The sequence below is a fragment of the Streptomyces sp. NPDC001858 genome, from assembly GCF_053594615.1.
The window spans coordinates 164,479-177,624 of the sequence record NZ_JBSFEV010000015.1; the positions used below are offsets into that span (position 1 = coordinate 164,479).

11 protein-coding genes are annotated in these 13,146 nt (G+C 70.0%); 8 read left to right on the forward strand and 3 right to left on the reverse strand.

The features are described 5' to 3' along the window. Positions 1–1,496 (reverse strand): SCO5717 family growth-regulating ATPase (locus tag ACWCPF_RS22540; protein ID WP_451046842.1); only part of this gene is annotated, 1,496 nt, incomplete at its 3' end. A gap of 481 nt (positions 1,497–1,977) precedes the next feature. Continuing rightward, entirely contained in the window at positions 1,978–2,271 is a 294-nt protein-coding gene (locus tag ACWCPF_RS22545) for a DUF397 domain-containing protein (protein ID WP_451046843.1), read from the reverse strand. 502 nt (positions 2,272–2,773) lie between these two features. Between ACWCPF_RS22545 and rpsO the strand changes: the two genes are divergently transcribed. The 5 genes from rpsO to ACWCPF_RS22570 all read left to right on the forward strand — a co-directional run bounded on the left by rpsO (position 2,774) and on the right by ACWCPF_RS22570 (position 8,379). Continuing rightward, on the forward strand, positions 2,774–3,061 hold the full coding sequence (gene rpsO, locus ACWCPF_RS22550; protein ID WP_003993372.1) for a 30S ribosomal protein S15: 288 nt from the start codon (positions 2,774–2,776) through the stop codon (positions 3,059–3,061). A gap of 441 nt (positions 3,062–3,502) precedes the next feature. Beyond that, the gene (locus tag ACWCPF_RS22555; protein WP_451046844.1) at positions 3,503–5,746 is read left to right on the forward strand and encodes a polyribonucleotide nucleotidyltransferase; all 2,244 of its coding nucleotides are present in this window, start codon (positions 3,503–3,505) and stop codon (positions 5,744–5,746) included. Further along, complete coding sequence (locus ACWCPF_RS22560) at positions 5,743–7,122, forward strand: M16 family metallopeptidase (protein WP_451046845.1); 1,380 nt, start codon at positions 5,743–5,745, stop codon at positions 7,120–7,122. Before ACWCPF_RS22555 ends, ACWCPF_RS22560 begins: the two co-directional genes overlap by 4 nt. 49 nt (positions 7,123–7,171) lie before the next feature. Further along, on the forward strand, positions 7,172–7,924 hold the full coding sequence (gene dapB, locus ACWCPF_RS22565; protein WP_451046846.1) for a 4-hydroxy-tetrahydrodipicolinate reductase: 753 nt from the start codon (positions 7,172–7,174) through the stop codon (positions 7,922–7,924). Next, entirely contained in the window at positions 7,924–8,379 is a 456-nt protein-coding gene (locus ACWCPF_RS22570) for a hypothetical protein (RefSeq protein WP_451046847.1), read from the forward strand. The genes dapB and ACWCPF_RS22570 overlap by 1 nt, the downstream gene beginning before the upstream one ends. Before the next feature lie 79 nt (positions 8,380–8,458). Here ACWCPF_RS22570 and ACWCPF_RS22575 read toward each other — a convergent pair whose 3' ends face one another. Beyond that, on the reverse strand, positions 8,459–9,013 hold the full coding sequence (locus ACWCPF_RS22575; protein WP_451046848.1) for a hypothetical protein: 555 nt from the start codon (positions 9,011–9,013) through the stop codon (positions 8,459–8,461). A 175-nt stretch (positions 9,014–9,188) separates the two neighbouring features. Between ACWCPF_RS22575 and thyX the strand changes: the two genes are divergently transcribed. From thyX to ACWCPF_RS22590, 3 genes are all read left to right on the forward strand, one after another. Continuing rightward, entirely contained in the window at positions 9,189–9,929 is a 741-nt protein-coding gene (gene thyX / locus ACWCPF_RS22580) for an FAD-dependent thymidylate synthase (protein WP_451046849.1), read from the forward strand. Between the two features lie 237 nt (positions 9,930–10,166). Then, positions 10,167–11,066 carry a 4-hydroxy-tetrahydrodipicolinate synthase gene (gene dapA / locus ACWCPF_RS22585; protein WP_451046850.1) on the forward strand — a complete coding sequence of 300 codons (900 nt, stop codon included), beginning with the start codon at positions 10,167–10,169 and terminating at the stop codon, positions 11,064–11,066. A gap of 128 nt (positions 11,067–11,194) precedes the next feature. Further along, positions 11,195–12,880 (forward strand): ribonuclease J, encoded by a 1,686-nt coding sequence (locus tag ACWCPF_RS22590; RefSeq protein ID WP_351913175.1) that lies wholly within the window; start codon positions 11,195–11,197, stop codon positions 12,878–12,880. Positions 12,881–13,146: the final 266 nt, after the last annotated feature.

A 13,146-nucleotide genomic window follows, 5' to 3' on the forward strand; every position in this document is an offset into this window, starting at 1 on the left:
GCACCCGGCGCGGGGGGTGCTGCCGGATCCGTGTTCTGTTGGGGGAAGCCGTAGCCGCCGGGGGCGGCGGGCGGGGTGGGTACGGGGGCGCCACCGGGCTGCGGGAAGCCGTATCCGCCGGGCTGAGGCACCGGGGGCGCGGGGTGGGGTTGGGCACCCGGGGCCGGGGGTGCTGTCGGACCTGCGTTCTGCTGCGGGAAGGCGTACCCCGGCTGCGGGGCGGGCGGCTGCTGTGCCGCCGGTGCGGGAGCGGGCGCCGCCGGGGGCTGCGGGAAGCCGTAGCCGGGCTGCGGTGCCGCCGGGGGCGCCGGGTTCCAACCGGCCGGCGCGGGCGGAGCCGCCTGCGGCTGCACAGGCGGCTGCTGGACAGGCGGCTGCTGGACAGGCGCAGGCGCAGGCGCAGGCGCAGGCGTGGCCTCGGCAGGCTGCGGCAGCGGCTGGGCCGGCCACTGTGCCGCCGGTGCGGGCGCCGCGGGCTGATACGACGGCGGCAGCGGAGGCAGTTCGCTCTGCGGGGCCGGCGGGGGAGTCCAGAGGGGCTGCGCGGCGGGAACCGCGTCCTGCGGCACGCTGTCCTGCGGCTCGGCCGCAGCCGCAGGCGCAGGGATGGCGTCGGAGGGCTCGTCGAGCAGGAAGTCGCTGGAAGGGACCGCGTCCTGAACGTCCGTCTCCTCGCTCACGGGAGCCTCGGCGACGACGTCCTGCGGACCGGCGTCGCCTTCACCGCCCGTACCGTCGGCGTCGGCGTCCTCGGTGGGAGGCGAGGTCGTGGCCTCCGCGGGCTCCGGGGAATCCACGGTCTCGGCGCTCGGCTCCGCCGGCTCCTCGGGCTCGGGCTGCGCAGCGGCGGCCGCGTGCGCGGCGATCTCCTGCTTGAGCGCGGCCGCGGAGAAGCGCATGGTGGCGCCGCTCTCCAGGTCTCCGTTGTCGGAGTCGTCGTCCTCGTCGTCCACGAAGCCCCCCCACTGCGCCTCCGACTGCTGCGGCTGAGGCTGGGGCTGCGGCTCGAACCCGCTGCCCACCGGAAGACCGGGCACAGCGACGGCCCCCGGAACTACAGGAGCCCCCGGCACCGCAGGAGTCCCCGGCACCGCAGGAGCACCCGGAACTGCCGCCGGAGCAACCGGCACACCAGGAGCAGCCGGTACGGCCTGTGCGGGCGGAGCAACAGGCACCGCCGGAGCAGCCGGCACCGCCGGTGGCACAGCGGGAGCAACCGGCATACCCGGCGCAGGCGGCACCGGCGGCGCAGCCGGAGGGAGCGGCGCGCCAGGAGCCACGGCCCCCGTGCCCGCCCCCGCGCCGGCGCTCCCACCCGCGTTCACACCTGCACCCGCACCCGGAGTCGAACCACCGCCCGCGTTCTGCGTGTACCAAGCCGGCGGCGCGTAGTCGACGGTGAACTCACCGGTCGTCTCGACGCCGGCCTCCGCGTCGGGCTGGTCATCGCCGGGCGTGGCCCAGCCCCCGCGCATCCCGTCCCGATCGCTGCTCACAATTCCTCCTGGTGTGGTCGAGCACCCTCATACGTGCCGAAGCGACCGTTACTTGTCGTCCGAAGTGGGTTCGCGGCCGTCTGACGTCGTCGGATGCAGGCCCTCCCCCGGAGACGCCGACGCCCACCCCACGGTTTCCGGCATCGCGCCCCGTACCAGCCTAATCACCAGACGGCCCGCCTCGGCAGGCCCGCCCGCCCCTGGGCACCAGTCCACCACGTCACGTACTCCAGGAAGGAGCCGCAAAACGGCCATAGCGTCTGAAGTGCCGTGCAGGCGACGGGAGAAGCGCGGATCTCACCGTGCAACGAGGAGAAAAAGAGAAAGGAGTCGAGCGACGAGGCCGACGCCTCATTGCCCGACTCCACGACACCGTCGCAAAGCACGAAGGAAAACAAAGGAAAGCGAAGGAGAACGAAGGAGACGTCCGCGTCAGCGGCTACTCCGCCGCCACCCCTCCGCTGCCGCCGCCACCCCTCCGCTACTCCGCCGCCGCCCCTCCACCGCCCGCCGTCGGCTCCAGATCGAACTCGCCGTCGCGTGCGCCGAGCACGAAGGCCCGCCACTCCGCCTCGGTGTAACGCAGCACCGTCCCCGGATCGAGCGACGACCGCATCGCCACCGCCCCCTCGGGCAGCGAGGCGATCTCGACGCGCTCCTCGTGCTCCTCCGTGCCCGGCGCGGACCGCCACTCGACGCCGGAGATGTCGAGCGCGTACAACTCGTCCCGCTCCCGCTCCTTGCGCGCCTTGATCTCCGCTTCCGTCTCCGTCATGCCGCAGCGACCCCTTCCACACATACGACCTACGTTGCACGAACGATTCCGAGCGCTCACCCTAGGGCCCGCCCGGCGGATCGTGCCGCAGACGCGGGGTCTGGCACGCCCTCCCCCAGAGGGGGGACCCCCAGCCGCGTTGTCGTCGGTTGCCGACGCTCCGCGTCGACGCCCTCCTCCGCCTTGCAGCTGCACGCACCAGACCCCGCTCACGCGGGCTGGTCAGTCGCCGCTGCTTTCCTGCGACTCGATCCACCGGACAGACCCTAGTGGCCGAGGCCCCGCCGCCCCCGCGGATCGGGAACTGAGGGGAAGGCGCTCGCCACCTCCTGCTACCCTGGCCCTTGGCCGTTTGTGTACGCACCCCCGGAAACACCCTCAGGCAGTGCCTGAAGGCCCTGGAGGTCGCGCTCAGCGGACCCCGCCTCCCGAGTAACGGAAGCTCCCCCGAGACACAGACCGGGGGCACTCGGTGGCCACGAAAAGACTACGAGGAGTACGCGTGCCGCTCGACGCCGCTACGAAGAAGCAGATCATCACCGAGTTCGGCCAGAAGGAGGGCGACACCGGCTCCCCCGAGGTCCAGGTCGCCATGCTGTCGCGCCGGATCTCGGACCTGACCGAGCACCTCAAGACGCACAAGCACGACCACCACTCCCGTCGTGGTCTGCTGATCCTGGTCGGTCAGCGTCGCCGCCTGCTGCAGTACCTGGCCAAGAAGGACATCCAGCGCTTCCGTGCGCTGGTCGACCGCCTCGGCATCCGCCGCGGTGCGGCCGGCGCCAAGTAGCACGCCGTGAGGGGAGCGGTTCCCGGGACCATCGGGACCGCTCCTTTTTGCTTGCACGCAGCTGCACGTAGCTGCGTGTGCAGCTGCGTGCAAGCTGTACGCACCCGGCTGCACGCACCCGCACGCCCCCTGGCAAGCCCACCGCACGCCTGCCGCGGTCGCGGAAACGTGCGGAGTGTCGGCAACGCTTTGTAGTGTGGTAGCACAACGCAATAGGTACGACACAGCGTGATGACGTGTACTCGCTGCGGGTAAACGTCACCACGCACACCGAACGAGGAGAAGCGCGCCTAGCCGCCGCCGGTCCTCGGTAGTGGCCCCCGGGAAAGAGAACCCCGGGTGCTTCGATCGAAGACCGGCCCGCACCGCACGGAGCGCTTCTTCGCCACCGTCCCCCTGCCACACGGGCAGCCCAGGGACGAAGACGAGGAGAAAACGCTAGTGGAGAACGAGACCCACTACGCCGAGGCCGTCATCGACAACGGTTCCTTCGGCACCCGCACCATCCGCTTCGAGACGGGCCGCCTGGCCAAGCAGGCCGCCGGCTCCGCCGTGGCGTATCTGGACGACGACACCATGGTGCTGTCGGCCACCACCGCCTCCAAGAACCCCAAGGACCAGCTCGACTTCTTCCCCCTCACGGTGGACGTCGAGGAGCGGATGTACGCCGCCGGCAAGATCCCGGGTTCCTTCTTCCGCCGTGAGGGCCGGCCGAGCGAGGACGCGATCCTCACCTGCCGCCTCATCGACCGCCCGCTGCGCCCGTCCTTCAAGAAGGGCCTGCGCAACGAGATCCAGGTCGTCGCCACGATCATGGCGCTCAACCCCGACCACCTGTACGACGTCGTGGCGATCAACGCCGCCTCCGCGTCCACGCAGCTGGCCGGTCTGCCCTTCTCCGGCCCGATCGGCGGCGTCCGCGTCGCGCTGATCAACGGCCAGTGGGTCGCGTTCCCGACGCACACCGAGCTCGAGGACGCCGTCTTCGACATGGTCGTCGCCGGTCGCGTCCTGGAGGACGGCGACGTCGCGATCATGATGGTCGAGGCCGAGGCCACCGAGAAGACCATCACGCTGGTCGCGGGCGGCGCCGAGGCGCCGACCGAGGAGGTCGTCGCCTCCGGTCTGGACGCCGCGAAGCCCTTCATCAAGGTCCTCTGCAAGGCCCAGGCCGACCTCGCCGCCAAGGCCGCCAAGCCCACCGGCGAGTTCCCGGTCTTCCTCGACTACCAGGACGACATCCTGGAGGCGCTGTCCGCCGCCGTCCGCCCGGAGCTCGCCTCCGCGCTGACCATCGCGGGCAAGCAGGACCGCGAGGCCGAGCTGGACCGCGTCAAGACGCTCGCCGCCGAGAAGCTCCTGCCGGAGTTCGAAGGCCGCGAGAAGGAGATCTCCGCCGCGTACCGCTCGCTCACCAAGCAGCTGGTCCGCGAGCGCGTGATCAAGGAGAAGAAGCGCATCGACGGCCGTGGCGTCACGGACATCCGTACGCTCGCCGCCGAGGTCGAGGCCATCCCGCGCGTGCACGGCTCGGCGCTGTTCGAGCGTGGCGAGACCCAGATCCTGGGCGTCACCACCCTCAACATGCTCCGCATGGAGCAGCAGCTGGACACCCTCTCCCCGGTGACCCGCAAGCGCTACATGCACAACTACAACTTCCCGCCGTACTCCGTCGGCGAGACCGGCCGCGTCGGCTCCCCCAAGCGCCGCGAGATCGGCCACGGCGCGCTCGCCGAGCGCGCCATCGTGCCGGTCCTGCCGACGCGCGAGGAGTTCCCCTACGCGATCCGTCAGGTGTCCGAGGCCCTCGGCTCCAACGGCTCGACGTCCATGGGCTCGGTCTGCGCCTCCACCATGTCGCTGCTGAACGCCGGTGTGCCCCTCAAGGCCCCCGTCGCCGGCATCGCCATGGGCCTGATCTCCCAGGAGATCAACGGCGAGACGCACTACGTCGCCCTCACCGACATCCTCGGTGCGGAGGACGCCTTCGGCGACATGGACTTCAAGGTCGCCGGCACCAAGGAGTTCGTGACCGCCCTCCAGCTCGACACCAAGCTGGACGGCATCCCGGCCTCCGTCCTGGCCGCGGCCCTCAAGCAGGCCCGCGACGCCCGCCTCCACATCCTCGACGTGATGATGGAAGCGATCGACACGCCGGACGAGATGTCCCCCAACGCCCCGCGGATCATCACCGTCAAGATCCCCGTGGACAAGATCGGCGAGGTCATCGGCCCGAAGGGCAAGATGATCAACCAGATCCAGGAGGACACCGGCGCCGAGATCACGATCGAGGACGACGGCACCATCTACATCGGTGCCCAGGTCGGCTCGCAGGCCGAGGCCGCCCGCGCCACGATCAACGGCATCGCCAACCCGACCATGCCGGAGGTCGGCGAGCGCTACCTGGGCACGGTCGTCAAGACGACCACGTTCGGCGCGTTCGTGTCGCTGCTCCCGGGCAAGGACGGACTGCTGCACATCTCGCAGATCCGCAAGCTCGCCGGCGGCAAGCGCGTGGAGAACGTCGAGGACGTCCTCGGCGTGGGCGCCAAGGTCCAGGTCGAGATCGCCGAGATCGACTCCCGCGGCAAGCTCTCCCTGATCCCCGTGATCGAGGGCGAGGACGGGGACGACGACAAGAAGGACGCTGCGGCCGACGGCAGCTCCGCTGCGGGCGACCAGTGACATCGAACAGCCCCAAGGCGACGGCCCGCACCTCTTCGGAGGCGCGGGCCGTTGCCCGTACCCAAACCCTGGTCAAGGGCGCGAACGGCATCGGCACGGTCCGTAAGACCACCCTCCCGGGCGGTCTGCGGATCGTCACCGAGACCCTTCCCTCGGTCCGCTCGGCGACCTTCGGCATCTGGGCGCACGTCGGCTCCCGCGATGAGACGCCGTCCCTGAACGGCGCCACCCACTACCTGGAGCACCTCCTCTTCAAGGGGACGAGCCGCAGGTCCGCGCTGGACATCTCCTCCGCGATCGACGCCGTCGGCGGCGAGATGAACGCCTTCACGGCGAAGGAGTACACGTGCTACTACGCGCGCGTGCTCGACGCCGACCTGCCGCTCGCCATCGACGTGGTCTGCGACATGCTCACCGGCTCGCTCATCCTCGAGGACGACGTCAACGTCGAGCGCGGCGCGATCCTCGAAGAGATCGCCATGACCGAGGACGACCCCGGCGACTGCGTCCACGACCTGTTCGCGCAGACCATGTTCGGCGACACCGCCCTGGGCCGCCCGGTCCTCGGCACGGTCGACACGGTCAACGCCCTCACCGCCGACCGCATCCGCCGCTTCTACAAGAAGCACTACGACCCGACCCACCTCGTGGTCGCGGCCGCCGGCAACATCGACCACAACAAGGTCGTCCGAATGGTCCGCGCGGCCTTCGAGAAGGCGGGCGCCCTCAAGAACCCGGACGCCACGCCCATCGCCCCCCGCGACGGCCGACGCGCGATCCGCACCGCCGGCCGCGTCGAGCTGATCGGCCGCAAGACGGAACAGGCGCACGTCGTCCTCGGCATGCCCGGCCTGGCCCGCACGGACGACCGCCGCTGGGCGCTGGGCGTCCTCAACACGGCCCTCGGCGGCGGCATGTCCTCGCGGCTGTTCCAGGAGGTCCGCGAGAAGCGCGGTCTGGCCTACAGCGTGTACTCGTACACCTCCGGCTTCGCCGACTGCGGTCTCTTCGGCGTCTACGCCGGCTGCCGGCCCTCCCAGGTCCACGACGTCCTGAAGATCTGCCGCGACGAACTCGACCAGGTCGCCGAGCACGGCCTGTCCGACGACGAGATCGGCCGCGCCATCGGCCAGCTCAGAGGCTCCACCGTCCTCGGCCTGGAGGACACCGGCGCGCTCATGAACCGCATCGGCAAGAGCGAACTGTGCTGGGGCGAGCAGATGTCGGTCGACGACATGCTGACCCGGATAGCTGCCGTGACCCCGGACGAGGTCCGCGCGGTGGCCCGCGACATCCTGGGACGGCGTCCGTCGTTGTCGGTCATCGGCCCGCTCAAGGACAAGCAGGCGTCGCGTCTGCACGAGGCCGTCGCCTGACCCCCGCCCCTCTGCGTCTATTCGGTAAGCGTCTTTAAGGAAGCAAGTGATGAGCAAGCTGCGCGTGGCGGTCCTCGGTGCCAGGGGCCGGATCGGTTCCGAGGCGGTCCGGGCCGTGGAGGCCGCCGAGGACATGGAGCTGGTCGCCGCCCTGAGCCGGGGCGACAAGCTGGAGACGCTGGCCGAGACGGGCGCCCAGGTCGCCGTCGAACTCACCACGCCGGACTCGGTGATGGCCAACCTCGAGTACTGCGTCGGCCACGGCATCCACGCCGTCGTAGGTACGACGGGCTGGACCGACGAGCGCCTCGCGCAGCTGAACGGCTGGCTGTCCGCCTCCCCGGAGACAGGCGTCCTCATCGCGCCCAACTTCTCCATCGGGGCCGTCCTGAACATGAAGTTCGCGCAGATCGCCGCGCCCTACTTCGAGTCGGTGGAGGTCGTCGAACTCCACCACCCGAACAAGGTCGACGCGCCTTCGGGCACCGCCACGCGTACGGCCCAGCTCATTGCCGACGCCCGGCGGGCAGCCGGCACGGCCCCGGCACCGGACGCCACGGCGACGTCCCTGGACGGATCGCGTGGCAAGGACGTCGACGGCATCCCGGTCCACTCCGTCCGCCTGCGCGGCCTACTGGCCCACCAGGAGGTCCTCCTGGGCGGCGAGGGCGAGACCCTGACCATCCGCCACGACTCGCTCCACCACAGCAGTTTCATGCCGGGCATCCTGCTGGGCGTGCGCCGCGTGGTCACCACCCCGGGCGTCACCTTCGGCCTGGAAAACTTCCTGGAGCTGGGCTGATGCGCGCCAAGCTGTCCTACGCCATAACGGCCGCCGTCCTGGTCTTCTACTTCGGCCTGGTCGGCAGCCGCGGCGTCCTGCTCATCCAGGCCGGCACGCTGCTGACCGTCACCTTCGGCGTGGCGGTGCTGATCCTGCCGGTCATCGGCGTGTGGTTCCTGTGGAAGAACACCCAGTTCGTCCGCAAGGCCAACGCCCTCGCCGCCGAACTCGACGCCGAGGGCGGTCTGCCCGTCGACGACCTCAAGCGCACCCCGGCCGGCCGCGTCGACCGCGAGTCGGCCGACGAGGTCTTCGCCCTGCGCAAGGCCGAGACCGAGGCGGCCCCCGACGACTGGCGCACCTGGTTCCGCCTCGCCGTCGCCTACCACGACGCCCGCGACACCCCGAGGGCCCGCAAGGCGATGCAACGCGCGATCGGCCTCCACGACGGCAAGCCGATCGAAGCCGCCTGACCCGCACGTGAAACCGAAACGGAGGAGGGGCCGGCCCGCAGTCGCTGCGGGCCGGCCCCTCCTCCGTACGCTCGCGGGATCAGCCGCGCCGGTTCTCCGCGGCCCACGCCTCGATGGCGTCCGCCGCCCGGTCGAACGCCTCGGCGCGCGCCAGGAAGTCCGCCCCGTGCGTCGTCAGCAACGGCACGACCTCACCCGCGGGCCGGTCCCGCCGCACGACGGTCAGGGCCTGCCCCTGGACGGTCCGCGGCAGGCCCAGCCAGCGCACCGGCTGCTGCGCGGTCCGCACCGCCACGACGCGCTCCCAGGGCAGCGTGCGCGTGAACAGGAAACCCACGTGCCGCAGCCCGCGGTCGCTCACCCACACCCCCATCCGCAGCAGCCGCAGGGCGCAGCCGATCACCAACAGGGAGCACACGAAGACCGCACCGGCCTCGGAGGCCGACCCGGTCAACGCGATGATGACGGCCGCGAACAGCACGTACGAGGCGAGCAGCAGCGCCACCGCGGCCATCCCGACCCGCCAGGGCCCGGGCCGGTAGGGGCGCCGCCAGCGCTCGTGGTCGTCGAAGGGCAGAGCGACCTCGTCCGCTGCCTCGAATGCGCGGTCGGCCGTCAGGAAGGGCAGGGGCACGACTGGTCCTCACTCGTCCATGCATGGGCTGTCCGGTGAGGCTATCCGCCTGTGTCCCCGCTCACCACCATCGGGGGGCCGGACGGAGCTCGGCGCGCCCGCCTGGACCGGTCCGGAGTCGGGCCCCGTAGAGTGGTCGCCGACCTCAGATGTGATGGGAAGGAACCTCCGAATCGTGACCGCCACCCCCGACGACGAGTTCAAGATCGATCTCCGCAGCGATGTCACCGTCGAGCTGGTCAAGCACAGCGCGTCGGACACCGACGTGCTGTTCGCGGCCCGTGTGTCGACCGTCGGGGAGCAGTCCCTGGACGAACTGAACAAGGACCCGGAGCGCTCCAAGGGCCTGATCAACTACCTGATGCGGGACCGGCACGGCAGCCCCTTCGAGCACAACTCGATGACGTTCCTCATCAGCGCCCCGATCTTCGTCTTCCGCGAGTTCATGCGCCACCGCGTGGGCTGGTCCTACAACGAGGAGTCCGGCCGCTACCGGGAGCTCCAGCCCGTCTTCTACGTCCCGGACGCGTCCCGCAAGCTGGTCCAGCAGGGCCGCCCGGGCAAGTACGTCTTCGTCGAGGGCACCCAGGAGCAGCAGGAGCTGGTCAGCCGCACCATGGAGGACTCCTACCGCCGGGCCTACGAGGCCTACCAGCAGATGCTCGCGCAGGGCGTCGCCCGCGAGGTCGCCCGCGCGGTCCTCCCGGTCGGTCTGTTCTCCTCGATGTACGCCACCTGCAACGCCCGCTCGCTGATGCACTTCCTCGGCCTGCGCACCCAGCACGAGCTGGCGAAGGTCCCCTCCTTCCCGCAGCGGGAGATCGAGATGGTGGGCGAGAAGATGGAGGCCGAGTGGGCCCGGCTGATGCCCCTCACGCACGCCGCCTTCAACGCCAACGGCCGCGTCGCCCCGTAGCGGAAAAACGCGGAAAAAGCCCGGGAAAAAAGCGGAGAAGAGCGACGGAGACGTATGTGCGGATCATCCGTGCGAAGTGTCCGTATTGCGGCATTTAGAGAAGTTCATCTAGCCTGATCAAACGGACCCGGCACTGCTTGAACCCCCGAGCAGGCAGTGCCGGGTTCCATCTTTGTCCTGACTTGTCACCTCCCCCGAGGGCAGACCGCACGGTGAGCAACGAGTAGCGTGTTACCCATGGCTCCGACCTCCACTCCGCAGACCCCCTTCGGGCGGGTCCTCACCGCCATGGTCACGCCGTTCACGGCGGACGGCGGACTCGACCTCGACGGCGCACAGCGGCTCGCCACCCACCTCGTGGACGCGGGCAACGACGGCCTGGTCGTCAACGGCACCACCGGTGAGTCACCCACCACCAGCGACGCGGAGAAGACGGACCTGGTACGAGCCGTCCTGGAGGCCGTCGGAGACCGCGCCCACGTCGTCGCCGGCGTCGGCACCAACGACACCCACCACAGCGTCGAACTCGCCCGGGCCGCCGAGAAGACGGGCGCACACGGCCTCCTGGTCGTCACCCCGTACTACAACAAGCCCCCGCAGGAAGGCCTGCGCCGCCACTTCACGGCCGTCGCGGACGCCGCCGAGCTGCCCGTCATGCTCTACGACATCCCCGGCCGCAGCGGCGTCCCGATCAGCACCGAGACGCTGGTCCGGCTCGCCGAGCACCCCCGGATCGTCGCCAACAAGGACGCCAAGGGCGACCTGGGCCGCGCCAGCTGGGCCATCGCGCGCTCCGGCCTCGCCTGGTACTCCGGCGACGACATGCTGAACCTGCCGCTGCTCTCCGTGGGCGCGGTCGGCTTCGTCTCGGTCGTCGGCCACCTGGTCACGCCCGACCTGCGCGCCCTCGTCGAGGCGTTCACCGCGGGCGACGTCCAGAAGGCCACGGAGATCCACCAGAAGCTGCTCCCGGTCTACACCGGCATGTTCCGCACCCAGGGCGTGATGACCACCAAGGCGGCGCTCGCCCTGCAGGGACTGCCCGCCGGCCCGCTGCGCTCGCCCATGGTCGAGTGCTCGTCCGAAGAGATCGAACAGCTCAAGATCGATCTTGCCGCGGGCGGGGTACAGCTCTGACAACAGACTTCACAACTGAATAAGCAGGCCACCGGTGCCTGCAAACCCCAACGACAACTGCTTTCGCACGAACGTCACGCGCGCCACGTGCCCACCGGTACGTGGCGTGCGTGTTTGAGGAGAGTCTTTTGAGTCATCCGCATCCCGAACTCGCCCCGCCGCCGCCGCTCCCCGCGGGAGGCCTCCGGGTCACCCCGCTGGGCGGCCTCGGCGAAATCGGCCGCAACATGACGGTCTTCGAGTACGGCGGCCGCCTGCTGATCGTCGACTGCGGAGTGCTCTTCCCCGAGGAGGAGCAGCCCGGAATCGACCTGATCCTGCCGGACTTCACGTCCATCCGGGACCGCCTCGACGACATCGAGGGCATCGTCCTGACCCATGGCCACGAGGACCACATCGGCGCCGTCCCCTACCTCCTCCGGGAGAAGCCGGACATCCCGCTGATCGGCTCCAAGCTGACCCTCGCGTTCATCGAGGCCAAGCTCCAGGAGCACCGGATCCGCCCGTACACCCTCGAGGTGGCGGAGGGACACCGGGAGCGCATCGGCCCCTTCGACTGCGAGTTCATCGCCGTCAACCACTCGATCCCGGACGCGCTCGCGGTCGCCATCCGCACCCCCGCCGGCATGGTCGTCCACACGGGCGACTTCAAGATGGACCAGCTCCCGCTGGACGGCCGTCTCACAGATCTACACGCGTTCGCACGGCTGAGCGAGGAGGGCATCGACCTTCTTCTCTCGGACTCCACGAACGCCGAGGTCCCCGGTTTCGTGGCGCCCGAACGGGACATCTCCAACGTCCTGCGCACGGTTTTCGGCAACGCCCGCAAGCGGATCATCGTGGCCAGCTTCGCCAGCCACATCCACCGCATCCAGCAGATCCTGGACACGGCGCACGAGTACGGCCGCCGGGTCGCCTTCGTCGGCCGCTCGATGGTCCGCAACATGGGCATCGCCCGCGACCTCGGCTACCTCAAGGTCCCGCCGGGCCTGGTCGTGGACGTCAAGACCCTCGACGACCTCCCGGACCACGAGGTGGTCCTGGTCTGCACGGGCTCCCAGGGCGAACCGATGGCGGCCCTGTCCCGCATGGCCAACCGCGACCACCAGATCCGCATCGTCCCCGGCGACACGGTGATCCTGGCGTCGTCGCTCATCCCGGGCAACGAGAACGCGGTCTACCGCGTGATCAACGGCCTGACCCGCTGGGGCGCGAACGTCGTCCACAAGGGCAACGCGAAGGTCCACGTCTCCGGCCACGCCTCGGCCGGCGAGCTCCTGTACTTCTACAACATCTGCCGCCCGAAGAACCTGATGCCGGTCCACGGCGAATGGCGCCACCTGCGCGCCAACGCCGAACTGGGCGCCATGACCGGCGTCCCGCACGACCGCATCGTCATCGCCGAGGACGGCGTCGTCGTCGACCTCGTCGAGGGCAAGGCGAAGATCTCCGGCAAGGTCCAGGCGGGCTACGTCTACGTCGACGGCCTCTCGGTCGGCGACGTCGGCGAGCCGGCCCTGAAGGACCGGAAGATCCTGGGCGACGAGGGCATCATCTCGGTCTTCGTCGTCGTGGACTCGTCCACCGGCAAGATCACCGGCGGCCCGCACATCCAGGCTCGCGGCTCGGGCATCGACGACTCGGTCTTCTCCGAGGTCGTCCCGAAGATCGCCGAGGTCCTGGAACGCTCGGCCCAGGACGGCGTGGTCGAGCCCCACCAGCTGCAGCAGCTCATCCGCCGCACCCTGGGCAAGTGGGTCTCCGACACGTATCGCCGCAGGCCGATGATCCTCCCGGTCGTGGTGGAGGTCTGAGCGACGGACGACCCGTCGTACGCGTGAACCTGGAGCGGGGCTCCTCGATTTGCATCGACGAGCCCCGCTCCAGTACGTTTACGGCTCCGCCTGAACGGGAACCCGGTCGCCATGCGCAACCGGAACCAGTCCCGGGAGGGGCCGGGAAAACCGACTCAGAACTTCTGATAAAGTCGGAACCGCCGGAAAGGGAAACCGCGAAACAAAAGCGGGAACCTGGAAAGCACCGAGGAAATCGGATCGGAAAAGGATCTGATAGAGTCGGA